The organism is Mycobacterium sp. 852013-50091_SCH5140682 (genome assembly GCF_001665685.1).
Lineage (GTDB): Bacteria > Actinomycetota > Actinomycetes > Mycobacteriales > Mycobacteriaceae > Mycobacterium.
This window is the reverse complement of the sequence record NZ_LZTB01000058.1, coordinates 49,505-75,694: the sequence shown is the minus strand read 5'-3', so window position 1 is coordinate 75,694 and position 26,190 is coordinate 49,505. Positions and strand designations below refer to the sequence as shown.

Sequence of the window (26,190 nt, the reverse complement as noted above, 5' to 3'; positions counted from 1 at the left end):
ACATCAGCCGCGTCAGCACGCTTCACTGTGTTCACACCACGAAATAGATATTCCACAATGCGAAAAATAGAGGATCGGCGGATCTCACGCCGCCGCACCGACAACGAGGAGCGACACATGGCCGAGCTGTTCTGCAACGGGGGAGCGATGCGAGGCGGCAACCTCCACCACAACGTGTCCGAACACCGATTCCTGGGGGCCGTCCGCACCGCGCCGATCTACCGCTTCTTCTCGGTACGCGACGAGTTCCCGGCGCTGTTGCTGACCGCAAGCGGTGGCGCTTCGATCGAGGGTGAGCTCTACGACGTGCCGCTGGACAACATCCGCACCGACTTCCTGCCGGAAGAACCCGCGGAGCTCGAGCTCACCGTGGTCCAACTCGACGACGGCCGTTCGGTTCTCGCGGTCGGCCTGCGTCCGGGGTTGGTCGACACCAAGGGCGATGAACTCATCGAGATCACCCAACACGGCGGATGGCGGCGCTACCGCGGACTCCCGGATCCCGACGCCGCCCCGGCCTCCTGACGCCCCATCGAACCGAGAAGCGAAAGAACACCGATGAATACCACTAACTACACCGTCAACTGCTCGATCCTGCTGACCGATGTGCCGCTGCTGCAACGACCGCAGGCGGCACGCGACGCGGGGTTCGACGCTGTCGAATTCTGGTGGCCGTTCGATACTTCCGCACCGCGCGACAGTGACGTCGACGCGTTCGTTGCGGCGATCGAGAACGCCGGCGTACAACTCACCGGCCTCAACTTTGCGGCGGGCGACATGCCCGCAGGCGATCGCGGGCTGTTGTCCGACCCGGCCCAGGTCGCCGCGTTCCGGGACAGCGTCGAGGTCGCGATCAGCATCGCAGAACGACTGGGCACCAAGGCTTTCAATGCTCTGTACGGCAACCGTATCGACGGTGTCGACCCGAAACAGCAGGACGACATCGCCACGGAGAACCTCGCGCACGCGGGCAAGGCGGCCGACCAGATCGGCGCGGTGGTGCTCATCGAGCCGGTGAGCGGGGCGCCGTTGTATCCGCTGACCCGCGCGGCCGACGCGATCGCCGTGATCGACCGGGTCAAGGCCGAACACGGCGTCGAATCCCTGCGTCTGCTGGCCGACCTGTATCACCTGGCGGTCAACGGCGACGATGTCGGCGCGGCCATCGACGCGTACGCACTCCGCATCGGACACGTGCAGATCGCGGATGCGCCCGGCCGCGGCGAACCCGGAACCGGGAGCCTCGATATCGACGGATACCTGCGCCAACTCGCGGGACACGGCTATCGCGGCTATGTCGGGCTGGAGTACAAGTCCACCCGGCAGGACACCTTCGACTGGCTACCGGCCGATCAGCGCGCATCGCGCGCCGCCAACTGACAACCACTCCTCTGACGGAATCGAGCACACTCGTGAGCACCATCGCATTCATCGGACTCGGAATCATGGGCAGCCCCATGGCCGTTCACCTCGCCAAGGCAGGCCATCAGGTCATCGGCTACAACCGCTCGCCAGCGCGCACCGCGGCGTTGGTCGATGCCGGCGGAACCGCCGCGGAGTCCATCGCCCAAGCTGTCGCCGATGCGGACGTCATCGCCGTCATGGTCCCCGATTCGCCTGACGTACAGGCCGTGCTCGCCGGTGAGCACGGCGTGTTCGATCACGCCAAGCCCGGCGCTCTCATCATCGACTTCTCCAGCATCCGGCCCGACGTCACCACCGAACTCGCCGCGCAGGCCGCCGAGCGCGGCTTCCGGTTGCTCGACGCCCCGGTGTCCGGCGGCGAGGCCGGCGCCATCAATGCCGCGCTGTCGATCATGGTCGGTGGGTCGGCCGAGGACTTCGCAACGGCCAAACCGATCCTCGACGTCGTCGGTAAGACGATCGTGCATGTCGGCCCGAGCGGGTCCGGGCAGACGGTCAAGGCCGCCAATCAGCTGATCGTCGCAGGCAACATAGAACTGTTGGCCGAGGCGATCGTCTTCCTCGAGGCCTACGGGGTGGACACCACGGCCGCGGTCGAGGTTCTCGGCGGCGGACTGGCCGGGTCCGCGGTGCTCAACCAGAAGGCGCAGAAGATGCTGGACCGGTCCTTCGACCCCGGTTTCCGGATCGAACTGCACCACAAGGATCTCGGCATCGTGACCGCCGCGGCCCGCGAAGCCGGTGTGGTGACCCCGCTCGGCGCCGTCGTCGCCCAACTCATGGCCTCGGCGCGGGCGAACGGCGATGGCGGCCTTGATCATTCAGCTCTGTTCCGCGGAGTCGAGCGGCTGTCCGGCCGCAAGCCCGAGTGAGCTCATCCCAACTACTTTTTCGACGGAGAACCGATATGCCTCGTATGCGCGCCGTGGATGCGGCAGTCAAAATTCTGGAGCTCGAAGGTGCCACCCAGGCCTTCGGCCTCCCCGGAGCGGCGATCAACCCGTTCTATTCCGCGATGCGCGCTCACGGCGGCATCCGGCACGTTCTCGCCCGCCACGTCGAGGGCGCATCGCACATGGCCGAGGGGTACACCCGCGCCAAGGCCGGCAACATCGGCGTGTGCATCGGTACCTCAGGACCTGCGGGCACCGACATGATCACTGGGCTGTATTCGGCCATGGCGGATTCCATCCCCATTCTGGCGATCACCGGCCAGGCGCCTGTCGCACGCCTGCACAAGGAGGACTTCCAGGCCGTCGACATCGCGGCCATCGCGGGACCGGTGACCAAGATGGCGATGACCGTGCTCGAACCGGCCCAGGTGCCCGGAGCGTTCGCCAAGGCATTCCATCTCATGCGGTCGGGCCGTCCGGGTCCGGTGCTGCTGGACCTGCCCATCGACGTGCAGCTGGCGGAGATCGATTTCGATCCGGACACCTATGCACCGCTGCCGGTCCACAAACCGGCCGCGACGCGGGCGCAGGCCGAGAAAGCGCTGGACATGCTCGCCGCGGCGGAGCGGCCGTTGATCGTGGCCGGTGGCGGCATCATCAACGCCGACGCCGCGGATCTGCTCGTCGAGCTGGCCGAGCTGCTCGATGTGCCGGTGGTGCCGACTTTGATGGGCTGGGGCGTGATTCCCGACGATCACCCGCTCACCGCGGGCATGGTGGGCTTGCAGACCGCGCATCGCTACGGCAACGCAACGATGCTCGCCTCAGACTTCGTCCTCGGTATCGGCAACCGGTGGGCCAACCGGCACACCGGTGGGCTCGACACCTACCGCAAAGGCCGCAAATTCGTGCACGTCGACATCGAGCCGACCCAGATCGGCCGAGTCTTCGCCCCCGACTACGGCATCGTCTCGGATGCGAAGGCTGCCCTCGAGCAGTTCGTCGCGGTGGCACGGGAGCGTAAGGCCGACGGCACGCTGCCGGACCGGTCGGCGTGGGTGGCGGACTGCCAGAACCGCAAGCGCACCATGCAACGCAAGACCCACTTCGACGACATCCCGGTCAAACCGCAGCGGGTGTACGAGGAGATGAACCGCGTCTTCGACCGGGATACCCGATACGTCAGCACAATTGGGCTCTCCCAGATTGCCGGCGGGCAGTTCCTGCACGTGTACAAACCTCGGAACTGGATCAACTGCGGCCAGGCCGGGCCGTTGGGCTGGACCATTCCCGCGACGCTCGGCGTGGTCACCGCTGACCCGGATGCGACCGTGGTGGCGCTCTCAGGTGACTACGACTTCCAGTTCATGATCGAAGAACTCGCCGTCGGTGCCCAGTTCAACCTGCCGTACATCCATGTGGTGGTGAACAACTCCTACCTCGGCCTGATCCGCCAGGCACAGCGGGCATTCGACATGGACTACTGCGTTCAGCTCGGTTTCGACAACATCAACTCCGAGGAGACCACCCAGCACGACACCCTGCCCGCCATGCCCAAGGGCTACGGCGTCGACCATGTCAAGGTTGCGGAAGGACTGGGCTGCAAGGCAATCCGGGTGACCGACCCCGGTGAGATCGCCGGCGCGCTGCAGCGGGCCCGCGTGCTGGCCGGCGAGCACAAGGTTCCGGTGGTCGTCGAGGTCTTCCTGGAGCGCGTCACCAACATCGCGATGGGCACCGAGATTGACAACGTCGCCGAATTCGAGGAACTCGCATCGAGCCCCGAGCACGCCCCGACGGCCCTGCTGTTGCTGGATTAGGGCATCGTGGCACGCGTACTCGTCGCGCCCGACAAGTTCAAGGGCTCACTGACCGCGGCGGAGGTGGCAGACGCACTCGCCGACGGGATCACCGCAGGGGACCCGTCCTGGCCGGTCACCACGGCACCGGTCGCCGATGGGGGTGACGGCACCGTTGCTGCCGCTGTCGCCGCCGGTTGGACGCCGGTCCCGGTGGCCACCACCGGTCCGACTGGTCGCCCTGTCACGGCTCTCTACGCCCGACGCGGCCCGACCGCCGTGGTCGAACTGGCCTCGGCAGTTGGCCTGGTGTCCCTTGCTGCAGGCGAGCTGAACCCGCTGGGTGCCAGCACATTCGGACTCGGCACCGTGATCGGGCACGCACTCGACGGGGGTGCGCGCGAGATCATCGTCGGTGTCGGTGGCAGCGCGTCGACCGACGGGGGCGCCGGGATGCTGCAAGCCCTCGGGGTGCGGATCCTCGACGCCGACGACAACGAGGTAGGCCCCGGCGGCGCCGCGCTGCGGCAGGCCGTGCGCATCGACATCGCCGCCCTGCATCCGGCGGCCCGCGCAGCACATTTCCAGCTCGCGTGCGATGTCGACAATCCGCTGCTCGGCCCGCGCGGTGCGACGGCGGTGTACGCACCGCAGAAAGGCGCGACGGCAGTGCATCTGGTGATCTTGGAAGAGGCGATGACCCGGTGGGCTCAGCTGCTGCACGTCGCGACCGGCCGGGACGACAGCCGGGTGCCTGGGGCGGGAGCCGCAGGCGGCACCGCGTTCGCAGCAATGTCGGTCCTGGGCGCCGCCACCCGGCCCGGAATCGAAACCGTGCTCAACCTCATCGACTTCCGGCGCAAGCTCGCCGAGACGGATATCGTCATCACGGGTGAGGGATCACTGGACGCACAGAGCCTGCACGGCAAGGCTCCTGTTGGAGTGGCCGCCGCAGCCCGCGAGGCCGGCGTGCCCGTCATCGCGGTCGCCGGCCGTAGCTCATTGCGCGATGTTCAGTTGCGCGACGCCGGAATTGCCAGGGCATACACGCTCGCCGAGCTCGAGCCCGACACCCATACCTGCATGGTGAACGCGGCAGACCTGTTGCGCCGGATCGGGCGCACCATCGCGGAATCCGCCGAGTTCGTCACCACCAGCCGATAAGGAGAATCATGAGCACCGATTTCACCGCGCTACCCGATCTCGCCTCGCGCGCACTCGGAGGCAGCGTGTCAGCGGCCAACGATGAACTGTTCGCGCAGCGCGAGAATCTGATCAAGCCGGGCGCGCCGTTCTTCGACCCGCACGAGTTCGGGCACAAAGGCAAGGTCTATGACGGCTGGGAGACCCGGCGCCGCCGCGACGATGGCCACGACTACGCGATCGTTCGGCTCGGCACGGCTGGCATTATCCACGGAATCATCGTCGACACAGCGTATTTCAAGGGCAACTACCCGCCGTTCATCTCGGTCGAAGCCGCCTCCATCGAGGGCTACCCTTCGATCGAGGAAGTCATGAAGGCGGATTGGCAGACCATCGTCGCGAAATCCCCCGCGCAGGGCGATACGCCCAACGCCTACGAGGTGACCGACCGCCACCGCTGGACCCATGTACGGCTGTCGATCTATCCCGACGGTGGCGTGGCGCGGCTGCGCGTGCACGGCGAGGTGGTGCCGGATCCGAGGTTCCTCGACGGGACCGTCGACCTGCTGGCCGCGGAAAACGGTGGGCGGCTGGTGGATTGCTCCGATGCGTTCTATGCCTCGCCGGCAAACATCATCCTGCCCGGCCGGGCCCGCAACATGGGTGAGGGCTGGGAGAACTCGCGCCGCCGTGGCGGTGGCAACGATTACGCGGTGTTCGCTCTGGCGGCAGCCGGGCGTCCCCGCCACGTCGAGATCGACACCAGCTACTACGTCGGCAACGCCCCCGGCTGGGTGCGGCTGAGCGGGATCGACGCGCGGTCGGCCGATATCGGTGCTGCCGACGCGTGGACCGAACTGTTGGCGCGCACCGCCGTGCAACCGGATACGCGGCACCGTTTCCTGCTGGACGGCGCCGCCTCGGTGACCCATCTGCGGCTCGACGTATACCCCGACGGTGGGCTGTCCCGGCTGCGGCTGTTCGGCGAACTCGATGAGCAGGCGAGCTCTGATGCGCGCCGCACGTGGTGGGACGCCCTGCCGGCCGGCCACCAGGCTCTTGTCGCCGATCAGGCTCCGACTGCTCAGGGAAGGTAATCCGATGTCCGACAAGCTGGACCTGGTTTTCCGGGCGCCGCGCGTGATCACGGCAGCCGGCGAGGTGGCGCGGTGCGTCGGCGTGCGCGACGGTCGCATCGTCACCATCGAGCCCTTCGATGCCGACCTCGACGCCGACCAAATCGTCGAGCTTGGTACCGACGAGGTGCTCATCCCCGGGCTGGTCGACACTCATGTGCACGTCAACGAACCCGGGCGCACCGAGTGGGAGGGGTTCGCCAGCGCTACGCGCGCAGCCGCGGCAGGCGGCATCACCACGATCGTGGACATGCCGCTCAACAGCATCCCACCGACGGTGAATGTCGAAGCGCTACAGGTCAAGCGACGTGTAGCGGCGGACCAGGCGTACGTCGACGTGGGCTTCTGGGGCGGGGCCGTGCCCGGCAATGTGCCGGACCTGCGGGCCCTGCACGACGCGGGAGTGTTCGGCTTCAAGTGCTTTCTGCTGCACTCGGGCGTCGACGAGTTCCCGCCGTTGGATCCCGACGGACTTGAGTTGGCGCTCAAGGAAATCGCCTCGTTCGGCGCCTTGATGATCGTGCACGCCGAAGATGCACACGCCATCGACCGCGCGGCCTCGCCGGGTGGTGACAACTACGCCGATTTCTTGTCGTCGCGACCGCGCGGCGCGGAGAACCTGGCGATCGCTGAGGTCATCGAGCTGTCGCGGTGGACCGGCTGCCGGGTCCACATCCTGCACCTGTCCAGTTCCGATGCCCTGCCGATGATCGCCTCGGCTCGCCGCGACGGCGTCAAGCTCACCGCGGAAACCTGCCCGCACTACCTGTCGTTCGTCTCCGAGGAGATTCCGGCGGGCGCCACGCAGTTCAAGTGCTGCCCACCGATTCGGGAAGCGGGTAACCGGGAACTGTTGTGGCAGGGGCTCGTCGATGGCGTCATCGATTGCATCGTGACCGACCATTCCCCGTGCACCGCGGATCTCAAGCGGTTCGACATCGGTGACTTCGGGGTCGCCTGGGGCGGGATCGCCTCGTTGCAGGTATCGCTGTCCGCGGTGTGGTCGGAGGCCAAACGCCGCGGCTACAGCCTCAACGATGTAGTCCGGTGGATGGCCGAGAATCCCGCCAAGCAGGTCGGCCTGAACACCAAGGGCCACATCGCCCTTGGTTACGCCGCCGACTTCGCCGTCTTCGCGCCGGACGACGCCTTCGTGGTCGACGCGAAAGCGCTCCAGCACAAGAACCCCGTGTCCGCCTACGACCAGCGAGCGCTCGCCGGCGTGGTGCGCAGCACCTGGCTGGCCGGCAAGCGGATCGATCTCGACGAGGAGCCTCGTGGGCGGCTGCTGAGCCGGGGGATGGCGTAGCCGACGATGACGATGTCACTGACCGACTTCAACGATGCAGGCCCGGCGGACGCCGCGGCTGCCGTGCGGCCCTGCCTCGACGTGGACCGCTGGGTGGACGCCATCGTCGCCGGACGGCCGTACCCGGACGTCGATGCGGCGGTGGCCGTCGCTCGGTCGGCCGCCGACCCGTTCACCGACGACGAGCTGACGACCGCGCTGAGCCATCATCCGCGGATCGGTGAACGCGCATCAGGTGCCACGGCAGAGGCCGACTTTTCGCGTGCCGAACAGTCCGGCGTCTCCTCGGACGCCGACGTGCAGCGCCGGCTGCTCGGGGGAAATCGCGCGTACGAGAAGCGGTTCGGCCACGTGTTCTTGATCCGCGCGGCCGGCCGCAGCAGCGAGGAGATCCTCGCGGCGCTCGAAGAACGTCTCACCAACGACGCCGCGACGGAGAGGTCGATCATGGCCGATGAGCTTCGGCAGATCGCGGTGCTTCGCCTGCAGGGAGTGTTGTCATGAGCTACATCACCACCCACGTGCTCGACGCCACCGCGGGGCGCCCTGCCGCCGGCGTCGCCGTCACGCTGCGTGCCGTTCCCACCGACGAGCAGATCGCCTCCGGGATCACCGATGACGACGGCCGGATCGCCGATCTCGGGCCCGACCACCTCGAGCCCGGTCACTATCGGATCGACTTCGGCACCGGCGACTACTTTGCCCGCCGCGGCCAGGACACGTTCTATCCGCAGGTCTCTATCACGTTCAGCGTCAGCGCCGATCAGGCGCACTACCACGTGCCGCTGCTGCTCAGCCCCTTTGCGTACTCGACCTATCGCGGCAGCTGACCACCCGCCAAGCCTCCCACCAGAATCCACAACCTCTAGGAGCGATCGACATGAGCGACGTTGTGCTCACCGCCAACCAGTACGGAAAAGCCGAGAACCGGGTCGTCCGCATCACGCGCGACACCGCGCGGCACGAGATCGAGGATCTCAACGTCACGTCCCAGTTGCGTGGCGACTTCGAGGCGGCACACACCGAGGGCGACAACTCCCACGTGGTGCCCACCGATACCCAGAAGAACACGATCTTCGCGTTCGCCAAGGACGGCATCGGTTCTCCCGAGGCGTTACTGCTGCGGCTGGCTGATCATTTCACCGGCGAATTCGACTGGGTCACCGGCGGGCGCTGGGCGGCCGAACAGTACCGGTGGAGCCGGATCAACGACCACGACCACTCCTTCTACCGCAGTGGGCCCGAGACCCGTACCGCGGTGCTGGTCCGCGACGGCGACACCGACACCATGATCACCGGCTTCTACGGCCTGACGGTGCTGAAATCCACGGAATCCGGCTTCGTCGGATATCCCAAGGACAAGTACACGACGCTGGCCGAGACCACCGATCGCATCCTCGCCACCGATATCGCCACCCGCTGGCGGTACAACACCACCGATCTCGACTTCAACGCGGTCTACGAGGACGTGCGCTCGATCATGCTGGACACGTTCACGCAGGGATACTCAAAAGCCCTGCAGCACACCCTGTATCAGATGGGTGAGGCAGTGATCGGCGCGCATCCCGAGATCGACGAGATCAAGTTCTCGTGCCCCAACAAGCACCACTTCGTCGCCGACCTGTCCTTCTGCGGCCTGGACAACCCGAACGAGGTGTTCTTCGCCGCCGACCGTCCCTACGGCCTCATCGAGGCCACCGTCGCCCGCGCCGGAGCCCCTTCGGCCGACGCCGCCTGGGTGGGGATCGCCGGGTTCTGCTGAGGAATGTGACCATGAAACTGCACCGCAATCGGACGGTCGACGACGGCGCCGAAGAAGTCCAGCGCCCCGAGGACGAGCGCCTCGGGATCGGGCGATCATTCGCCTACGGCGCCCAGCACGTGCTCACGATGTACGGCGGCATCATCGCGCCGCCGCTGATCATCGGCGGCGCGGCGGGAGTGCCGCCTGCGCAACTGGGCGTACTGGTGGCCAGCTGCCTGTTCATCGGCGGCCTGGCGACCATTCTGCAGTCGGTGGGCATTCCGTGGTTCGGCTCCCAATTGCCTCTGGTGCAAGGCACCTCATTTGCCAGCGTGGCAACTCTGGTGGCCATCGTGACGCAGGGCGGGGGACTGCCCGCAGCGTTCGGTTCGGTGATGGCCTCGGCCGCAATCGGTTTGGTGATCACGCCGTTCTTCGCCCGCATCATCAGGTTCTTCCCACCGGTCGTCACGGGCACCGTCATCACCACCATCGGGCTGAGCCTGATGCCGGTGGCAGCCAACTGGGCGATGGGCAACAACGCCAAGCTGCCGACCTTCGGCTCGATCGAGAACATCATGCTCGCGGGCTTCACCCTGCTGGTGGTGATCATCCTCAGTCGGTCGAATGTGCCTGCCATTTCCCGGCTTTCGATTCTGTTCGCGATCATCATCGGCACCGCTGTTGCCACCGTCCTCGGCAAGGCCGACTTCTCCAAGGTGGCAGACGGTCCCATCGTCGCGTTTCCTGAGCCGTTCTTCTTCGGCGCACCCGTGTTCACCGTCGCAGGCGTCCTGTCGATGACCATCGTGGTGCTCGTCATCCTCACCGAGACCACGGCCGACATCCTGGCGGTCGGGGAGATCGTGAAGACCCGCGTCGACCGCCGCCGGATCGGCAACGGACTGCGGGCGGACATGGGCGCCTCGTTGGTATCGCCGATCTTCAATGGCTTCGTCCAGAGCGCGTTCGCCCAGAACGTCGGCCTCGTCGCCATCACCGGGGTCAAGAGCCGCTTCGTGGTCACCGCGGGCGGGGCCATCCTGGTCATCCTCGGTCTGCTGCCGGTACTCGGCCGCGGCGTCGCCGCTGTGCCGTACCCGGTGCTCGGCGGAGCCGGTCTCGTCTTGTTCGGCACCGTGGCCGCATCCGGTATCCGGACGCTGGCCAGGGTGAACTACCAGGGCAACATGAATCTGGTCATCGTCGCGACCTCGGTGGGCATGGGCATGATTCCCATTGCCGCACCGAACTTCTGGGAACACTTCCCGGCCTGGTTCCAGACCATCTTCCACTCCGGAATCAGCTCGGCGGCCATCGCTGCGGTGCTGCTCAACCTGTTCTTCAATCACATCCGATTCGCGCGCCAGAAGCCGGGGTCATCGGTGTTCGCCGCGGCAGACCGCTTCATCGCCTTCGACGAGGTCGCGGCCTACAGCAAGCTCCGCGAAGGCGACCATATCGAAGGCGGCCGCATCGTCGACGCGGACGGTAAACCGCTGCGGGTCAAGCAGAGCGACGGACAACTGGTCGATGTCCCGATCTGTGCGGGCTCGGGCGATCACTGAGCGATCGTTACAGTGTCCCCATGACGCTGCACGCCGACGCCGCCCATCCGGATCTGGTCGCTGTCGGGGTGCCGACGCACTGGTACAACCTGGCCGCCGAACTCGATCAGCCCATCCCGCCGCACCTGCACCCCGCCACCAAGGATCCCGTCGGCCCGGACGATCTCGCGGCGCTCTTCCCGAGCGGATTGATCGCCCAGGAGGTGTCGACCGAGGCGTACATCGCCATCCCCGAGGTGGTGCGCGAGATCTACTCGATGTGGCGACCGTCGCCGTTGATCCGGGCCCGGCGGTTCGAGGAAGCGCTCAACACCGGCGCCCACATCTACGTCAAGTACGAGGGCGTCAGCCCCGTCGGTAGCCACAAGACCAATTCGGCTGTGGCACAGGCGTATTACAACAGCATCGACGGAGTCAGGAAGCTGACCACCGAGACCGGCGCAGGCCAGTGGGGCAGTGCGCTCGCGTTCGCGGGGGCACAGTTCGGCCTCGAGATCGAGGTATGGCAGGTCCGGGCGTCCTACGATTCGAAGCCGTACCGCGGTCACCTGATCCGGACGTACGGAGGCACCGTCCACCCGAGTCCGTCAGAGCTCACCGAGTCGGGACGCGCCATCCTGGCCCGGAACCCGAACACCACAGGCAGCCTCGGCATGGCCGTGAGCGAGGCGGTCGAGGTCGCGGCCGGTGACCCCGACACCCGGTATGCGCTGGGCAGTGTGTTGAACCACGTCGTGCTCCATCAGAGCGTCATCGGCCAAGAGGCCGTCGCACAGCTCGCCGCGGTGGAGCCGAACGGCGCCGATGTGGTGTTCGGCTGCGCCGGCGGCGGTTCCAACCTCGCCGGGCTGGCGTTCCCGTTCCTGCGCGAGAAGATCCATGGGCGGTCCAACCCGCGCGTGGTGGCCGCCGAACCCGTCGCGTGCCCGTCGATCACGCAGGGGGAGTACCGCTACGACCATGGCGACGTGGCGGGTCTGACGCCCCTGCTGAAGATGCACACGCTGGGCATGGATTTCGTGCCCGACCCCATCCATGCGGGCGGGCTGCGCTATCACGGGATGGCGCCTGCTCTCAGTCACACCGTCGAACTCGGGCTGGTCGAGGGCGTCGCCGTCGCGCAGCATGACGCGTTCTCCGCGGGTGTCCAGTTCGCGCGGTCTCAGGGCATCGTGCCCGCACCCGAGTCGACTCACGCGATCGCCGCCGCGGCGGCGCACGTGGCCGACGACCCGGCCGAGCAGGTGGTGGTGATCGGATTGTCGGGCCACGGTCAACTCGACCTGCCCGCCTATGCGGAGTTCCTCGACAAGAAGTTCTGACCCGACACCGTCCTCGCGGTGTCGGTCAGCCGGCGGCTCTCAAGGTGATGTCGGAGATGGCGGTGCGGCTTTGCCCGCCGACCGTGCCCAGCTTCGAAATCCAGACCAGCACATTCGACGTTTTCGTCTTGTTGTCGATCGGAATGGTGTTTTGTCCGGGCCGCAATGACACGTTCGAGGTCAGTTCGGTCGTGTCGGACAGGCTGCTCGGCGCGTCGCTGTCGGACGCACGAATCTGCACCTCGGTCCCGGTGCTGGGCACGTCGAGCGTCACTTCACTCAGTGCCGTGGGCGCAGCCAGTTGCAGCATCAGGCCCACGCCCTGTTTGAACGTGGGGAACGGCGTGGCGTCTTGGTAAATGTCGGTGGGCCACGCCGTGTCGGGATTGCCGTCGATGGCCTTTCCGGCGTCGTTCGGATGGTCGGGTGACCCGCCGGGGGAGAACACCGTCGCACGCTGCGGCGTGACGAGCGGCCCCGGTCCGCCCTGCGACGGGACGCCGAAACCTCCGGTGACGAAGTACACCGCCGTGGCCACGACCACGGCGATCACCGCGAGCAGTCCGACAACACGTGCCGGGCGGGACTTCAACACGGATTTCTTGGCCGGCGTCACCTCGAAGGAGTCGCGGCGGCGGCGGCCGCGCGTACCCGCGGAATGATTGACCACCGCGTCGGCGAAGAGGGTCCGGTCATCCCAGAAGCCGCTGACCTCCACCACGTCGCCGTCGGAGAGTTCACCCGTGATGGAGTTGCCGCGCAGTTCGACCGGCACAACGGTGTGGGCGTGCCCCGTCGAGTCGTACCGCTCCACGCGGAACGTCCAGACTTCCTCGTCCGCGTCGGGGGCGGTCGGTCGTTTCTGCACCCCGCGGGCCGTACCGAGCACGGTGAGAACGCCCAGCGGCCGGGTCTGCGGGGAACTGCGGGCGAGATCGCCGGGATTCTCCAGCCCGGCGGTGAACACACCCGAATCAGCCGGTACCCGCTCCAGTGCCGGTTCGGGCGCGGTCGCCTCGTTCAGACGCCCGTTGAGGGCCCGGGCGAAGTCGATACACCGCGCGTAACGCTGATCGGGGTCCTTGGCCAGCGCCTTGGCCATGGCGGCGTCGAGGTGGGCAAGGTCGGGGCGGCGTTCCGACAGCCGCGGCGGCGGGGTGTTGAGGTGTTTTCCGGCCACGACGATGCGGTTGGCGTCGTCGAACAGGGGCGCGCCGGTCAGCAGGTGGAACGCGGTGGCGGCCAGGGCGTACTGATCCGCGCGGCCGTCGAGCGCCTTGCTGCTGAGCTGTTCGGGAGCGACGTACGCGACAGTGCCGATGGCCATGTTGGTCTCCGTGAGACCGCTGACGTCGTCGGCCTCGCGGGCGATGCCGAAATCGGTGAGCAGGACGCGGCGACGGGCGCTTGCCGTGGGCGTGGTCACCAGGATGTTCGCCGGTTTCACGTCACGGTGCAGCAGGCGCCGCTCGTGGGCGAAATCGAGGGCTTCGGCGACCGCGGTCACGATCTCGACGACATCTTGGTAGGGCATACCCGACGGGTACTGCTTCTCGACCATGTGCCGGGCATCTGTGCCCTCGACATAGTCCATGGAGATCCACAGATGGCCTTCGAACTCGCCGCGGTCGTGCACACCGACGATGTGCGGGTGCCACAACGTCGCAGCCAGCTCGGCCTCTCTGGTGAATCGCGCGCGGAACTCATCGTCGCGCGTGGTGTCCGTTGACAGGATCTTGAGCGCGTCCAGTCGGGGCAGCCTCGGATGCTGGGCGAGATACACCTCGCCCATGCCACCGGCACCGAGCAGCCGCTGGATGGAGTAACCGGCGAAGACGTCACCGGAGTTGAACGGCATATGTTGGAGCCTACAAACGAGGGCCCGTCGAACACGAAATTGCCGTTGTTTTCGCTGGCCACGCCGCCAGAGCCCGCACTCGTGTAGCAGACTGCTACACTCGTAGCACAGTGCTACACAGGAGGCCGTCATGACTGACACCGCGGACCGGGTGACACGTTTCGCCGCTGATCTGATGGACAGCGCCGCGGCCGAGGGTGCCCGTCAGAGCCGGTCGGCCAAACAGCAGCTCGATCACTGGGCACGGGTGGGACGGGCCGTGTCCAGCCAGCAGAGCGCCGCACGCCGCAAGGTGGAGGCCGCCCTGGCCGGCGACACGCCTTTGCGGGATCTGACGGCCGAGGAGGGCATTGTGTTCAACGCCGAGATCTCGGCGGCCATCGAGGAGAGCCTGGCACGCGCCGACTACGGCGCGGCACTGGCCGCCCGCGGGGTCACCACCGTCGCGCTCGACGACAACGGCGACATCGTGCAGTACCGCCCCGACGGAACCACCTCCGTGCTGGTTCCGCAGCAGTGAGCGCCGACGAACTGCACGCCGACGTACGGTGAAACGCCTCGACCTCGTCGTCGGCTCCAACGGCGCGGGTAAGACGACCTTCATCGAGCTCACTTTGGCACCGCTGCTGCCGAACAGTTCCTTCGTCAACGCCGATGAGATCGCCAAGCGGCGCTGGCCCGACGACCCGGCCACGCATTCCTACGAAGCCGCGCGTATCGCCGCGCAAACCAGGGACGCACTCATCGAGCGGGGCGAATCATTCATCGCCGAGACGGTGTTCTCGCACCCGTCGAAACTTGAACTCATCGACCATGCGCACAAGGCGGGATACGGCGTGGTGTTGCACGCGGTCATGATCCCGGAGGACCTCGCCGTGTGGCGCGTGCGGCACCGCGTCGAGGCCGGCGGCCACGATGTGCCGGAAGCCAAGATTCGTGAGCGCTACCAACGGCTTTGGCCGCTGGTAGCCACCGCCGCGGCCCGCTCGCAATCCGCGACGTTCTATGACAACAGCACGACCAAAGGCCCGCGCATCGTGGCCCAGGTGGCAGGCGGCTTCGCCGTCGGGGCGCCGACGTGGCCGAGATGGACACCGGCCGTGCTCGTTTCGACGTGGCCCAGGCGGTAGGCACATCCGTTCGACTCAGGATCCGGCACCGGCCTGAGTGCCGTTTTGTATACGTTTCGCGAATTTCGAGTGCCATTTCGGTAGCTGTGCGGCGCTGGATGCTGCTGCGACGATCTGGGTCCAGGCAGATTCGACACCGCATAGGAGAAACCGTCTATGACCGAGCCTCGCCCTACCGCTACGCCGCGCAAGCGGGCCGCGAAGACCACGGCCGCCAAGACCAAGGCTGCCAAAGCCCCCGCAGCGGTCGAGGAGGCAGTGCAGGCGACGGTGAAGCCGAAGCTCGGCGACGATATGCGTGAAGTCAGCGTCGGCACCGACGCGGCCTTCGCGTCATCTCCCTCTGCCGCGTCGAAACGCCGTCCGCTGCGCAATATTTCGGAGGTGCGCCACTTTTTCCGCACCAATGACGTCCCGGTGTACTTCATCGGCGCGACACCCTTCAACCTGCTCGGCCTCGACCGCTGGGTACGCAGGTTCTCCTACATCACCTATTACGACGCCTGGGACGGCGCACATCCGCGGGTGTTCACCCCGATCCACAAGCCCTACCAGGAGTTCGCCAGCGGCGAGGAGATCAACAACTGGCTGTTGCGCAACGCCGAGGTGCGCGCCCACATGAGCCGCGGTGTGCAGCCGGGAGTGCGGCCCAAGGTGGCGATGGTGTTCTTCGACGCCGAGACCGAGGCCATCTGCGCCGAGCTGGGCTACGACCTGATCCTGCCCCCTGCCGCGCTGCGCGAGCACCTGGACTCCAAGATCGTGACCACCAAGCTGGGCAACGAGGCAGGTGCGCCGAGCGTGCCCAACGTGCTGACCAAGGTCGACAGCTACGAGGATCTCACCGCCGCTGCCGAAAAGGCCGGTCTCGGTGACGAACTCGTCGTACAGACGCCCTACGGCGACTCCGGCAAGACCACCCTCTTCATCTCGTCGGAGGCCGATTGGCGCAAGCACAGTGCCCACATCGTCGGCGAGGACATCAAGGTCATGCGCCGCATCAACAACCAACCGGTGGCGGTCGAGGCCGTCCTGACCCGGTGCGGCACGGTTGTCGGTCCGTTCATGACCGAGCTGACCGGCTACGCCGAACTGACGCCGTACCGCGGCGGCTGGTGCGGTAACGAGATGTATCCGGATGTGCTGTCACCGGAGCGGCGCGCCAAGGCAACCGAACTCGTACGACGCTTGGGGGATCGGCTGAGCCAGGAAGGCTACCGCGGCTTCTTCGAGGTCGACGTGCTCGTGGACGTCGACACCGACGAGGTTTATCTCGGCGAACTCAACCCGCGGATCAGTGGCGCATCGGCGATCACCAACGTCACCGCAGGGGCCTACGCCGATGTGCCCCTGTTCCTGTTCCATCTGCTGGAATACATGGGCGTGGAGTTCGACATCGATGTCGACGAGATCAACGAACGCTGGGAGGAACTGGCTTCCGCCGATGTGTGGAGCCAGATGATCATCAAGGAGACGGCCGACATCGTCGAGCTGCTCGAAGCGACTCCGCCGACCGGCCAGTACTACCTCGACTCCACCGGAGCCCTGGTGTTCCGCCGTGCGGCACTGGACTGGCATCAGTTGCAGGATGAGTCGGAGTCGTTCTTCCTGCGCATCTATGGCGCTGGTGACTACCGCTGGAAGGGCGCAGATCTCGGAGTGCTCGTCACCAAGGGTCGCCTCCAGCGGGAGTTGGCCCAGGGCGGTTCTGCACTCACGATTCGCGGTGTGCACCTTATCGATTCGTTGCGAGCCCTGTACCGCGGCACACCGCTTGCCGAGCCCGCCACGATCGAACCGGCCGCGGGTCTCAAGCCGCTCTGACAGGTCCTGTTCACCAGGCCCCCTGGGGGCTCGGCATCTCGCCGTAGACATTTCGTCGAAATGATCGGCACAACTTCGACGATCTGTACACTGCGGCGATGGGCGTTCCGGTGTCCTGGGTGCTCGCGCAGTCCGATCTGTCGCTGCGGCTCCTCGGTGGCAGCGCCGGAGTGTTGCGCGAGGTCACCCTGGCACTGACCACCGAGCTGTCCGAACCTTTCCGCTGGCTTTCCGGCGGTGAACTGGTCCTCACCACCGGGCTCGGATTGCCGACGACTCGGGCGAAGCGGGCGGCCTATCTGCGCGGGCTCAACGAATGTGGGGTCTCCGCAGTCGGTTTCGCCATCGGGCTCAGTCATGCGACGGTGCCGCCGGATCTCATCGCCGCCGCCGACGAGATCGGTATTCCGCTGCTGGAAGTCCCGTTGGAGACACCGTTCGCGGCTGTGGTCAAGCGCATGAGCGAACGGCTCGCCGATCAGCACTACGAAGCGGTACTGCGCGCGTCGCGCGCTCAGCCGAGAATCACCCGCGCCGCGGTCAGTGGTGGTACGCCCGCTGTGGTGGCGGAGCTCGCCAGGGTGCTCTCGGCGAAGGTACTCATCCTCTCCCCGTCGGGCGACGTCATCGAATCCCATCCGCGGTCCTTGGATCCCAAACTGGTCGACGAAGTGCGCGCTGTGGTGGCGGCGGCCGGGGCAGGCACCGTCGTCGCGGGCACCGCGATCACATACCAGCGCATCAAGGTGACCCGCAAGATCTATGGCGCCTTGGCTGTGGTGACCGCTGCGCCGCTGTCATCGATCGACCAGATTCTGCTGGGCCACGCCAATTCACTACTCGCACTGGACTTCGAGAAACCCGCTCGCCTGGTCGAGGCCCACCGCGAACTCAACGCGAGTGCACTGGGACTGCTGCTGAGCGGCGAGCACGATCTCGGCCCGGCACGTGCGCAGCTCGCGCAGGTCGCCGATGCGCACGGGCATATCCGGGCCCTCGTCATCGACTGCGGGTCCGCACCCGCCATCGAGCAGGCGCGCGCCGCACTCACACCGGCGGTCGAGCGCACCGGGTCGGTGCTCTTCGCACGGGTGCAGGGACGCCAGCTCATCGCTGTGTTACCGGGCACGCACGATGTCGCGTTCGCCCGCCGCGTCACCGCAGATATCGCCGTGCCTGCCCGCAAACTCACCAGGGTCGGCCTCAGCGAGCCGCTCCCGGTCGGTCGACTGGAGGTGGCGGTGGAGCATGCCAAAATTGCCGCTGCGGCGGCCGAATGCGGGGGACCGCCACTGGAATTCACGGCGTTCGCCGGCCGGGCGCTGCTCTCGATCGATTCGACACGTCAAGTGCTCAACACCGTCGCCGACACCTTCCTGGCGCCGCTCGGCGCATACGACCGCGAGCACGGCAGTGAACTTCTGGTGTCGTTGCGGGCGTTTCTGGAAGCCAACGGACATTGGGAGACAGCAGCATCCGTGATCGGCGTGCACCGCCACACCTTGCGTAAACGTATGACCGCGGTGCAGGAGTTGATCGGATGCAACCTCGACGTCGCCCGGGTCCGCGCAGAGTTGCTCTTGGCACTGTTGGCCTACCAGAGTTGACGGGCGCGAGAGATCACCCGAGAACGTAGGGCAGGCGGTCGATCATGCTGATGGCACCCATCCGGTCAGGGCAGCGCGGACTGTCGCACGGCGTCGAAAGGGGTGTTGCCGCTTACCCGGTTGACGATGCCCGCGGTGGTGAACTCTTTGGCCAGTCGCACTGCGTCGCCGACAGACGATCCCGTCGCGAGCGCCGCGGTGATCGCGGCAGCCAGGGTACAGCCGGCTCCGGCCACCCGAGCCTGCCCCACTTTGGCCGTACGCAGAATCTCTACGTCGCTGCCGTCGTAGAACACGTCGACGGCGTCGTCGCCGGGAAATTCCACGCCGCCTTTGACGACCACGTTGCGAGGTCCGAGGTCGGCGATGCGTCGGGCCGCTTCGACGAGGTCGTCAACAGACGAGATGTCGTCCATCCCGGCCAGAGTGCGCGCCTCGAACAGGTTCGGCGTGGTCACGGTCGCCAGCGGCAGGATCTGACTGCGCAGCGCTGTGTCGGTGTCGAGGGCAGCACCGGGTTCCTGTCCTTTGCAGATGAGGACGGGATCGACGACGACGTGCCGCCAGGTCTGACGCGCGAGGGCCTGCGCGACGACGTCGATGGTGGCGGGGGTGCCTAACATGCCGATCTTGACGACGTCAAGGTCGTACGCGGACGTCGCGGCTTCGATCTGATCGGCGACGACGTGCGGCTCGACGGGGACAAAGCGGTGTGCCCAATTCGCTTTGGGATCGAACGACACGATGCATGTCACGGTGCCCACGCCGTAGGCGCCGAGCTCTTGGAAGGTCCGCAGGTCTGCCTGCAGGCCGGCGCCGCCGGTGGCTTCAGATCCAGCGATGACGTATGCGAGGTCAACCACGGCGTCGAGCCTACGGCCACGCTGCAACCGAGTTCCGTCAGACTGCAGAATCCCACCTCACTGGGCGGCTATTCGCGTCGGCGCGCTCCGGTGGCTTGATAGATGACGCGGTTGGCGATGTCGACGGCATGGTCGGCGAAGCGTTCGAAGTAGCGGCTGAGCAGCGTCACGTCGACGGCCGTGACAGTTCCGTGGGTCCAGGCGGGATTCAGCACCCGGCTGAACAACTGTCTGTGCAACTCATCCATCGCCTCGTCGTCGACACCGAGTTGTGCCGCTCGTTCGGGATCCCGGGACAGCACAACACTTTTGGTGTCCCCGGCGATCTGTACCGCGATACGGCCCATTTCGGCGACGTAGCCTTCCACCTCGTCGGGCACTGCCTTTGCGGGATGGCGCAGGCGGCCGATGCGGGCGATGTGGGTGGCCAAGGCGCCCATCCGCCGCACGTCTGCGAGGTCTTTGAGGGCACTGACCACTGCTCGCAGGTCCCCGGCCACCGGCGCTTGACGGGCGAGAATCGTCAGCGCGTCCGCTTCGAGCAGCCCTGACAGGTAGGTGATGTCGTGGTGCCGTTCGATCACCTCTTCGGCGGCGTGCACGTCGGCTTGTAACAACGCACAGGTGGCGTCGTTCATCGCCGACCCGCTGCGATCGCACAGGTCCGCGATCCCGCCGCTCAGTGCGTCGAGCTGCGCGTGAAAGATGTTGCGCATACGGCCGGATCCTATGAGGCGCGTGATCGGCGCCCACCGTTCGAGCGCCCGCTGAGCGGGACGATGCACGGTCGCGTCCAGCCAACCCACAGGATCACCGGGGCGCAGCCCGCGCGGATCACGTGGCACGTGAGCCGCATTCCGGGATACCCACATTCGATACTGTTGGACTGCAACAATTCTCGGCAACGCCGGCTGCGCGCAAGACAGCGGGAGGACGGGGCACCGTATAGCAGATCGGGCATCGGCGAAGATAGGCCGAAACTGCGCCGATTGTCGGAAAGTTTCAGCAAGACTTCCGACCATCACGAGGTGTGATCCACATCACAATCGTCGAACATCCGACGCGGAACCACCACTCGGGCAGGCTTTTTGTGCAGGTCGCCGGAAAACTCCCGTTGCCGGGGCGGGGTGAGCGCGTCGCGCGCTACGGTACCCGCGTGAGCGTCAACGCTGCGATAGTCACCGTCGCCGACGACATCCATGCGCTGGCCGTCGCACATGAGCTGAGATCACGACCTGCAACCGAATGCGCGATCATCGAAGTCGATCGGCTGGTGAATTCAGGCGAGTTCAGCTGGCAAGCCCATTTTGCGGACTCCCAGGTGCCGTCACAGCCAGAGCCGACGCACGTCGCCAACTTGGATGTCATCTGGTGGCGTCGTGCCAACGCGCCCGATCGTGCCGACCTCTCCGGCCTGACGCCACCGCAAGCAGACGTCGTACGCAATGACTCGAAGACGGCGCTGCGCGGCATACTGCTCACCGACTTCCACGGAGCCTGGGTCAGCGACCCGAAGGCAACCGAGTCGGCAGACAACAAGCTGTGCCAGTTGCGCGCAGCACGCGATGTTGGCTTCACCGTGCCGCGCACACTGGTTTCCAACAATCCGAACGCGGTTCGCGATTTCTGCGACGAACTCCGAAATGACGTCGTGGTGAAGTTGGTGCACGATTCCAGATCTTTGGGCGCCATCTCCACCCGCATGGTCACCGCGGAGGTGCTCGACGACGATGACTCCATCCGCGTCAGCCCGACGATCTACCAGCAGTTCGTCCGGGGCACACATCACCTGCGCGCACATGTGTTCGGCGACAACGTCTATGCGGCGATGCTGGACTCCGATCGACTCGATTGGCGTGTCGATCTCACCACGCCGATGGCGAACTGGGATGTGCCAGAGAAACTTCGGCGCATGCTGTGCGACGTGGTCCGTCGACTCGGTCTACGGATGGGCATAGTCGACTTGAAACTCGACGAAGATGGCGACCCGGTCTGGTTGGAGTTGAATCCCCAGGGCCAGTTTCTTTTTGTCGAAGCCCTGGCCGGCATTCCGTTGACCACGCTATTGGCGGATTTCCTGACCAGTGAGGCGCACCGGCAACGAGCCGAGGCCTCGACGACCTAGCTATGCCATGTAGTCGCAGTCGCAGCCCTCGGTCGCAATGTTGATCCACCCGTCGCCGTTCAGGTCGCACATGGAGACCGTGCCGCCGCTGTAACCTCCGGACGCCTGGAGTGGGGCCATCCGCTGCGCGCCGATTCGTTCGCGCAGCAGCGACTCCCACTGGACAAGTTTTTCGTTGGGCACGAGCGCCGAGAGCGTCTCCAGCCGGAAATTGAACATCACCGGCGACGTGGCCATTTCGTCGGGGCCATGATCAGACGGATTCATGACAAACTCACCTCCAAGTAGAGTTTCGTCGGTATTGCCGTCGTGGATGTGGGTAGCACAATGTCAGTGACGGCGTATAAAGAAGAACATTGCGCGAAAGAACAGGGGCACCAGCACTTTACGAAACCCCACCCCCTAGTCGCCAATGCCGGAAAGCATGCGACACTCCCGACCTGTCCCGATCGTAAACTCTCGATATCCACCCCGCTCTGTTGAGCCATCAGATATGTCCGTTCTCGACCTTTTCGAGCAATTCGAGCTTCCCTTTCGGGTAGCGGAAAAGCTCACCCGTAATGCAGTCAAAATCCACTGAAGGACCCGCATTGTGGTGGCGCGAACGCCCCCTGGCCACACCCCCACGAGAGCTACGGAAAAGTGATCGGGGGTATTGCAGAGGGGAGCGGAACGTCGGGGATGTCTGCGGGCATCTCGATATGCGGCACGTCGGCCGGCATTTCGACCGTGGGGACATCGGCGGGCATCTGCACATTCGGCACGGCACTGGGCAAGGGCACGGGCGGTAGGTCACTGGGGAATGGGAACGGCGGAATGTTGGCCGGAACCGGCAGCGTGGTCTCCACATCGTCCAGCGCAGCGGGCTGACGCGATTCGGCTGCGCAGCCCACGACCATCGCCGGGATCGCGCTCATCGCAATGAATAAAGCCACGCGCTGCGCGATCCGTTTGACCGTGAAGCGCGCGCTGCCAATCCCTGTGCCGCCCACGGCTGCGACGCTACCACCGCGGCACTGCGGCCTACTGGCACTCCTGTAAGCCTGCCTGAACCGCACGAACCTCGGTGACTGCTCTCACATCTTGGGCGGATCCTGTTTAACCACGTCCGAGCACGGGGTACTTCGCGGTCACGGCGGCAGAGGGCCGCCCGGCGTCAACGGCGCATCGCACAGAGTATGCAGAGGAGCTGTTACTTATGTCGGACAAGAGCGGACCGCTGGAAGGCATCGAAGGCGTTGTGGAAGGTGTCAAGGGCAAGGCCAAGGAAGTCATCGGCTCGGTAGCGGGGCGTGACGACCTGCGCCGCGAAGGCCAGGCTCAACAGGATAAAGCTGATGCACAACGAGATGCAGCGAAGAAGGAAGCCGAAGCGGAAGCTGCGCGTAAGGCCGCCGCTGTCAACGAGGCCCGCGAGAAGGCCGAGCAGTAAGCAACCAGCTGCGGCGGGTCCGGCCAGTTCGACTGGTCGGACCCGCCTTTCGGCTTTAGCGGTCCGGGTATTCGAAAGGCCCTGGCGCAAGCGACCGATTACGCCTTTCTGCACTGATCCACCACAGGATCGACACGGCCAACACGACCGCCGCAAAAACGATCAGTCCGACGAAGGGCCAGATCGCCGATCCATACGGGCTGCCGTGCCCAAAAGACAGCCGCGGCCGCTGGTTAGTGCTGACGGCACCCTCCGTAGAAATCCGGTAGCGACCGGCCTGGGCGACTTGCGCTGTTGCGATCTGTACCCGCACGTCTCGGTTGGAGGTCGTGGTACCGCCCATGTGGTCGGTCACTACCGGGATAGGCACCCCGGCAGGCGGTTCGAAACGCAGTTTCACGGAGGGCACGATCACGCTCGCACCTGTCGTAGCGGTGACCGCGTGATAGGTGATCACCACCTCGCCTGCGGGTAGTTCCAGCTCTGCCGTGCCCGGGATGGGCACCTCACCGTATGCAGCTGCGTCGGCGAATACGAAGGCGTTCAGCAGAGCCGTGACGATGGCTCCGGCGATGCCGACAGCAAGCAAGACGCCAGAGATCGCGGTCGCGATCTTCGGGCCTTTTCGAGAGCGATTCACAGCTGGCAGTGTGCCACGACCACTATGACGAGCTAACGGTGCGCGCCGCAGCTGTCAGGTCCGCAGCCGCGGTTGCAGCCGGTCAGCGGCGACTTCCGCTCCCACTTCGAGGTCGTTGGCCAATGCGTTGGCGAACGTCACCAGACCGGCACGGTCGACGGAGTAACGCGACGATTGCCGATCGGCGGACAGTCGGTCGGCCGCGCGTCGCAGCAGGCTGGACGCGCCGATGTAGTTACCGCGCTGGACATGCGTGATCCCGACCGCGAGTTGGGCCAAACCCTGCCAGAACTCCCGCTCGTCGGCCGGACCGTTCTTCCAAGCGGCCTCGAGCACTTCGTGTGCGTGAAACGCCAAGCCGCGGTCCAGTAGCTCTTGGGCATGGTCGAGGCTCTCCGCCGGGGACTGACGAAGGTCGTCGGGGATGCGGGGGATGCCCGCATCGCCATGCGGAAGTGGGCGGCCCAAGGCGTCGCGCGGACGCGCACTCCGGGGTCGGCCGGATTCGTCGCGATCGCGGGCTGCCATGCCTCCATCATGACAACAGCACTCCACTCCCGATCCCATGGGGTTGTAGACAAGTCACGAAAAGAATCGCACCGATTTGATAGCTCCCGCTGCTGCGCACGGTTCGGAATAGTGACGACTGCCGACAAACAGTGAATCGTCTTTGCGCGCAATTCAACAGACGGATACGTGTCGCCCGGGACGGATCGTGCGACGCGGAAGGGGCTAACACGTCATGAGTCAGACCGCGCTGGCGCCGCCGAGTATCGAACCTGCCCGCGCGCAGACGCGTCGCCGAGATGTCTTCGTTCCCAGGAGCGATCAGCGCGAAAGTGCGCTGCGCCGACTGGGCCGACGACTGAGCTGGCCGCTCGGCATCTACACCACTCCCGTGGTCATCCTGATCGGCTGGGAAGCATTGGCCCGACTAGGAATCCTCGAACCAACGTATGCGCCCGCGCCGAGTGACATCGTCAGCACCGGGGTGACCTTGTTCCGTGACGGGGTCCTCGGGCCCGATCTTTCAATCTCGTTGCAGCGGGCGGCAATAGGTCTGGCGATCGGCCTGAGCGTCGGCATCGTGACGGGCGTGCTCGGTGGCTTCCTGCGCAGCGGCGAGAACTTGTTCAACGGGGTCGCGCAAATCCTGAATACCGTGCCGCTGCTGGCGATTCTGCCGCTGATGATTGTCTGGTTCGGCATCGACGAGCTGACCAAGGTGTTGCTGATCGCATTCGGCGCAGGCGTGCCGATGTACCTGAACCTGTTCGCGTCTATCCGCGGTGTGGATCAGCGGTTGATCGAGATGGCGCGCACGACCGGTGCGGGCAAGTGGCGGCAGATCAGCCGAGTGGTGGTACCCGGCGCGCTGCCGGGTTTCCTTGTCGGACTGCGATTCTCGTTGGCGTACAGCATTCTGGGCCTCGTGGCGGCCGAAACCGTGAACGCCGATGAGGGCCTCGGCTTTCTCATCACGCAGGCCCAGACGTATCTGCAGACGAACAAGGTGTTCGTCGGCTTGGTCGTTTACTCCATTCTCGGTCTGCTGGCCGACCAGATCGTCCGGATTCTCGAGCGGGTGCTGTTGCGGTGGCGCCCGGGCTATGAGGCGACATGAGCGTCTCGACAACGACGACGCGTCCTGCGGAAACGGCCGTATTCGTCGAGCAGGTCGTGAGAAAGTTCGGCGACCGGGTGGTCCTCGATCGCCTCGACCTGACGATCGACGACGACGAACTTGTCGTACTACTGGGTCCGTCCGGTTGCGGTAAGAGCACTTTGCTGCGGCTGCTCGCCGGTCTCGACCGGCCCGACGGCGGACGAATCGAGGTTCCCGCCCGGCGGGCGGTGGTGTTTCAGGCCGACAGGCTTCTTCCCTGGCAGCGCGTGTTGCGCAACGTCACTCTTGGCTTGTACGGGCCCGATGCCGACGAACGCGCCCGCACGGCGCTGAGCGAGGTCAACCTTGCCGGCCGCGAGAGAGCATGGCCGAAGGAACTCTCCGGCGGCGAGGCGCAGCGTGTCGCGCTGGCCCGTGCGCTGGTGGCCGAGCCCGAACTCGTCTTGCTCGACGAGCCGTTCGCGTCGCTGGACGCGATCACCCGGCTGCGCATGCATGACCTGGTACGTGCGCTGCGCCGTAGACACAGTGTCTCGATGCTGCTCGTCACTCACGACGTCGACGAGGCGATCGCGCTCGCGGATCGCATCGTCGTCATGAGCAATGGACGCATCGGGGCTTCCCACCGCGTGACGTTGTCCGCAGCCCAACGCGAGACCAGCGTCGCCCGCGAGGAGATTCGCTCGGCGCTGCTCGCCGACCTCGGCCTCGCCAGCAAGTCCTGATTCCTCTGTCAACCCCACCC

27 protein-coding genes are annotated in these 26,190 nt (G+C 65.9%); 20 read left to right on the top strand and 7 right to left on the bottom strand.

The window, feature by feature from the left end; translation table 11 throughout:
* The first annotated feature begins 117 nt into the window (after positions 1-117).
* From A5784_RS18150 to A5784_RS18095, 12 genes are read left to right on the top strand one after another with little or no spacing between them, the layout of a single operon-like run.
* The gene (locus tag A5784_RS18150) at positions 118-525 is read left to right on the top strand and encodes an allophanate hydrolase-related protein (RefSeq protein ID WP_064946281.1); all 408 of its coding nucleotides are present in this window, start codon (positions 118-120) and stop codon (positions 523-525) included.
* 33 nt (positions 526-558) lie between these two features.
* On the top strand, positions 559-1,380 hold the full coding sequence (locus A5784_RS18145) for a hydroxypyruvate isomerase family protein (protein ID WP_064946280.1): 822 nt from the start codon (positions 559-561) through the stop codon (positions 1,378-1,380).
* A gap of 32 nt (positions 1,381-1,412) precedes the next feature.
* On the top strand, positions 1,413-2,297 hold the full coding sequence (locus A5784_RS18140) for a 2-hydroxy-3-oxopropionate reductase (RefSeq protein WP_064946279.1): 885 nt from the start codon (positions 1,413-1,415) through the stop codon (positions 2,295-2,297).
* A 35-nt stretch (positions 2,298-2,332) separates the two neighbouring features.
* Positions 2,333-4,138 carry a glyoxylate carboligase gene (gene gcl / locus A5784_RS18135; protein WP_064946278.1) on the top strand — a complete coding sequence of 602 codons (1,806 nt, stop codon included), beginning with the start codon at positions 2,333-2,335 and terminating at the stop codon, positions 4,136-4,138.
* A gap of 6 nt (positions 4,139-4,144) precedes the next feature.
* On the top strand, positions 4,145-5,281 hold the full coding sequence (locus A5784_RS18130) for a glycerate kinase (protein ID WP_064946277.1): 1,137 nt from the start codon (positions 4,145-4,147) through the stop codon (positions 5,279-5,281).
* Between the two features lie 8 nt (positions 5,282-5,289).
* Complete coding sequence (gene alc, locus A5784_RS18125; protein WP_197514785.1) at positions 5,290-6,357, top strand: allantoicase; 1,068 nt, start codon at positions 5,290-5,292, stop codon at positions 6,355-6,357.
* Positions 6,358-6,361: 4 nt separating this feature from the next.
* Complete coding sequence (gene allB / locus A5784_RS18120; protein WP_082944921.1) at positions 6,362-7,705, top strand: allantoinase AllB; 1,344 nt, start codon at positions 6,362-6,364, stop codon at positions 7,703-7,705.
* Positions 7,706-7,711: 6 nt separating this feature from the next.
* Complete coding sequence (gene uraD, locus A5784_RS18115; RefSeq protein ID WP_197514784.1) at positions 7,712-8,209, top strand: 2-oxo-4-hydroxy-4-carboxy-5-ureidoimidazoline decarboxylase; 498 nt, start codon at positions 7,712-7,714, stop codon at positions 8,207-8,209.
* On the top strand, positions 8,206-8,535 hold the full coding sequence (uraH, locus tag A5784_RS18110) for a hydroxyisourate hydrolase (protein ID WP_064946275.1): 330 nt from the start codon (positions 8,206-8,208) through the stop codon (positions 8,533-8,535). The genes uraD and uraH overlap by 4 nt, the downstream gene beginning before the upstream one ends.
* Before the next feature lie 50 nt (positions 8,536-8,585).
* Positions 8,586-9,467 carry a factor-independent urate hydroxylase gene (gene pucL / locus A5784_RS18105; RefSeq protein ID WP_064946274.1) on the top strand — a complete coding sequence of 294 codons (882 nt, stop codon included), beginning with the start codon at positions 8,586-8,588 and terminating at the stop codon, positions 9,465-9,467.
* Between the two features lie 11 nt (positions 9,468-9,478).
* Positions 9,479-11,017, top strand: a complete 1,539-nt coding sequence (locus A5784_RS18100) for a nucleobase:cation symporter-2 family protein (protein WP_064946273.1) — start codon at positions 9,479-9,481, stop codon at positions 11,015-11,017.
* Between the two features lie 20 nt (positions 11,018-11,037).
* Positions 11,038-12,339, top strand: a complete 1,302-nt coding sequence (locus A5784_RS18095) for a TrpB-like pyridoxal phosphate-dependent enzyme (protein ID WP_064946272.1) — start codon at positions 11,038-11,040, stop codon at positions 12,337-12,339.
* Positions 12,340-12,364: 25 nt separating this feature from the next.
* Here the strand turns inward: A5784_RS18095 and A5784_RS18090 are convergent, their stop codons facing one another.
* Positions 12,365-14,197 (bottom strand): serine/threonine-protein kinase, encoded by a 1,833-nt coding sequence (locus A5784_RS18090; protein ID WP_064946271.1) that lies wholly within the window; start codon positions 14,195-14,197, stop codon positions 12,365-12,367.
* Between the two features lie 130 nt (positions 14,198-14,327).
* On the opposite strand from A5784_RS18090, the gene A5784_RS18085 reads away from it, so the two are divergent.
* The 4 genes from A5784_RS18085 (at position 14,328) to A5784_RS18070 (ending at position 18,758) form a co-directional block, all read left to right on the top strand.
* Complete coding sequence (locus A5784_RS18085) at positions 14,328-14,717, top strand: TA system antitoxin ParD family protein (protein WP_064946270.1); 390 nt, start codon at positions 14,328-14,330, stop codon at positions 14,715-14,717.
* A 28-nt stretch (positions 14,718-14,745) separates the two neighbouring features.
* Complete coding sequence (locus A5784_RS18080) at positions 14,746-15,327, top strand: ATPase (protein WP_064946269.1); 582 nt, start codon at positions 14,746-14,748, stop codon at positions 15,325-15,327.
* A 156-nt stretch (positions 15,328-15,483) separates the two neighbouring features.
* Positions 15,484-17,151: a biotin carboxylase gene (locus A5784_RS18075; protein WP_232006114.1), complete on the top strand. Its 1,668-nt coding sequence runs from the start codon at positions 15,484-15,486 to the stop codon at positions 17,149-17,151.
* A 98-nt stretch (positions 17,152-17,249) separates the two neighbouring features.
* Positions 17,250-18,758 carry a PucR family transcriptional regulator gene (locus A5784_RS18070; RefSeq protein WP_064946268.1) on the top strand — a complete coding sequence of 503 codons (1,509 nt, stop codon included), beginning with the start codon at positions 17,250-17,252 and terminating at the stop codon, positions 18,756-18,758.
* Between the two features lie 65 nt (positions 18,759-18,823).
* On the opposite strand, the gene thiD is transcribed toward A5784_RS18070, so the two are convergent.
* Together thiD and phoU are read right to left on the bottom strand one after the other, a co-directional pair.
* Positions 18,824-19,621 (bottom strand): bifunctional hydroxymethylpyrimidine kinase/phosphomethylpyrimidine kinase, encoded by a 798-nt coding sequence (gene thiD / locus A5784_RS18065; RefSeq protein ID WP_064946267.1) that lies wholly within the window; start codon positions 19,619-19,621, stop codon positions 18,824-18,826.
* Positions 19,622-19,689: 68 nt separating this feature from the next.
* Positions 19,690-20,337 (bottom strand): phosphate signaling complex protein PhoU, encoded by a 648-nt coding sequence (gene phoU, locus A5784_RS18060; RefSeq protein ID WP_064946353.1) that lies wholly within the window; start codon positions 20,335-20,337, stop codon positions 19,690-19,692.
* 440 nt (positions 20,338-20,777) lie between these two features.
* Between phoU and A5784_RS18055 the strand changes: the two genes are divergently transcribed.
* Positions 20,778-21,746 (top strand): ATP-grasp domain-containing protein, encoded by a 969-nt coding sequence (locus A5784_RS18055; RefSeq protein ID WP_156750635.1) that lies wholly within the window; start codon positions 20,778-20,780, stop codon positions 21,744-21,746.
* On the opposite strand, the gene A5784_RS18050 is transcribed toward A5784_RS18055, so the two are convergent.
* Together A5784_RS18050 and A5784_RS18045 are read right to left on the bottom strand one after the other, a co-directional pair.
* The gene (locus A5784_RS18050; protein WP_064946266.1) at positions 21,747-22,013 is read right to left on the bottom strand and encodes a hypothetical protein; all 267 of its coding nucleotides are present in this window, start codon (positions 22,011-22,013) and stop codon (positions 21,747-21,749) included.
* Positions 22,014-22,378: 365 nt separating this feature from the next.
* Positions 22,379-22,738, bottom strand: coding sequence for a hypothetical protein (locus A5784_RS18045; protein ID WP_232006112.1), 360 nt, complete (start codon positions 22,736-22,738; stop codon positions 22,379-22,381).
* A gap of 206 nt (positions 22,739-22,944) precedes the next feature.
* Here A5784_RS18045 and mbp1 point away from each other — a divergent pair, with 206 nt between their 5' ends.
* On the top strand, positions 22,945-23,178 hold the full coding sequence (gene mbp1, locus A5784_RS18040; protein WP_064946265.1) for a microaggregate-binding protein 1: 234 nt from the start codon (positions 22,945-22,947) through the stop codon (positions 23,176-23,178).
* A gap of 55 nt (positions 23,179-23,233) precedes the next feature.
* Here mbp1 and A5784_RS18035 read toward each other — a convergent pair whose 3' ends face one another.
* Both A5784_RS18035 and A5784_RS18030 read right to left on the bottom strand, forming a co-directional pair.
* Positions 23,234-23,818, bottom strand: coding sequence for a hypothetical protein (locus tag A5784_RS18035; protein WP_064946264.1), 585 nt, complete (start codon positions 23,816-23,818; stop codon positions 23,234-23,236).
* 54 nt (positions 23,819-23,872) lie between these two features.
* The gene (locus A5784_RS18030; protein WP_064946263.1) at positions 23,873-24,346 is read right to left on the bottom strand and encodes a DUF309 domain-containing protein; all 474 of its coding nucleotides are present in this window, start codon (positions 24,344-24,346) and stop codon (positions 23,873-23,875) included.
* A gap of 214 nt (positions 24,347-24,560) precedes the next feature.
* On the opposite strand from A5784_RS18030, the gene A5784_RS18025 reads away from it, so the two are divergent.
* On the top strand, positions 24,561-25,442 hold the full coding sequence (locus A5784_RS18025) for an ABC transporter permease (RefSeq protein ID WP_064946262.1): 882 nt from the start codon (positions 24,561-24,563) through the stop codon (positions 25,440-25,442).
* Positions 25,439-26,170 carry an ABC transporter ATP-binding protein gene (locus A5784_RS18020; RefSeq protein ID WP_064946261.1) on the top strand — a complete coding sequence of 244 codons (732 nt, stop codon included), beginning with the start codon at positions 25,439-25,441 and terminating at the stop codon, positions 26,168-26,170. The genes A5784_RS18025 and A5784_RS18020 overlap by 4 nt, the downstream gene beginning before the upstream one ends.
* Positions 26,171-26,190: the final 20 nt, after the last annotated feature.

Bases quoted from the DNA above. Each gene is read 5' to 3' on its own strand.
- A5784_RS18150 (WP_064946281.1), top strand. From the start codon at position 118: ATGGCCGAGCTGTTCTGCAACGGGGGAGCGATGCGAGGCGGCAACCTC.
- A5784_RS18145 (WP_064946280.1), top strand. From the start codon at position 559: ATGAATACCACTAACTACACCGTCAACTGCTCGATCCTGCTGACCGAT.
- gcl (WP_064946278.1), top strand. From the start codon at position 2,333: ATGCCTCGTATGCGCGCCGTGGATGCGGCAGTCAAAATTCTGGAGCTC.
- alc (WP_197514785.1), top strand. From the start codon at position 5,290: ATGAGCACCGATTTCACCGCGCTACCCGATCTCGCCTCGCGCGCACTC.
- allB (WP_082944921.1), top strand. From the start codon at position 6,362: ATGTCCGACAAGCTGGACCTGGTTTTCCGGGCGCCGCGCGTGATCACG.
- uraD (WP_197514784.1), top strand. From the start codon at position 7,712: ATGACGATGTCACTGACCGACTTCAACGATGCAGGCCCGGCGGACGCC.
- uraH (WP_064946275.1), top strand. From the start codon at position 8,206: ATGAGCTACATCACCACCCACGTGCTCGACGCCACCGCGGGGCGCCCT.
- pucL (WP_064946274.1), top strand. From the start codon at position 8,586: ATGAGCGACGTTGTGCTCACCGCCAACCAGTACGGAAAAGCCGAGAAC.
- A5784_RS18100 (WP_064946273.1), top strand. From the start codon at position 9,479: ATGAAACTGCACCGCAATCGGACGGTCGACGACGGCGCCGAAGAAGTC.
- A5784_RS18095 (WP_064946272.1), top strand. From the start codon at position 11,038: ATGACGCTGCACGCCGACGCCGCCCATCCGGATCTGGTCGCTGTCGGG.
- A5784_RS18090 (WP_064946271.1), bottom strand. From the start codon at position 14,197: ATGCCGTTCAACTCCGGTGACGTCTTCGCCGGTTACTCCATCCAGCGG.
- A5784_RS18085 (WP_064946270.1), top strand. From the start codon at position 14,328: ATGACTGACACCGCGGACCGGGTGACACGTTTCGCCGCTGATCTGATG.
- A5784_RS18075 (WP_232006114.1), top strand. From the start codon at position 15,484: ATGACCGAGCCTCGCCCTACCGCTACGCCGCGCAAGCGGGCCGCGAAG.
- A5784_RS18070 (WP_064946268.1), top strand. From the start codon at position 17,250: ATGGGCGTTCCGGTGTCCTGGGTGCTCGCGCAGTCCGATCTGTCGCTG.
- phoU (WP_064946353.1), bottom strand. From the start codon at position 20,337: ATGCGCAACATCTTTCACGCGCAGCTCGACGCACTGAGCGGCGGGATC.
- A5784_RS18050 (WP_064946266.1), bottom strand. From the start codon at position 22,013: ATGAATCCGTCTGATCATGGCCCCGACGAAATGGCCACGTCGCCGGTG.
- mbp1 (WP_064946265.1), top strand. From the start codon at position 22,945: ATGTCGGACAAGAGCGGACCGCTGGAAGGCATCGAAGGCGTTGTGGAA.
- A5784_RS18030 (WP_064946263.1), bottom strand. From the start codon at position 24,346: ATGGCAGCCCGCGATCGCGACGAATCCGGCCGACCCCGGAGTGCGCGT.
- A5784_RS18025 (WP_064946262.1), top strand. From the start codon at position 24,561: ATGAGTCAGACCGCGCTGGCGCCGCCGAGTATCGAACCTGCCCGCGCG.
- A5784_RS18020 (WP_064946261.1), top strand. From the start codon at position 25,439: ATGAGCGTCTCGACAACGACGACGCGTCCTGCGGAAACGGCCGTATTC.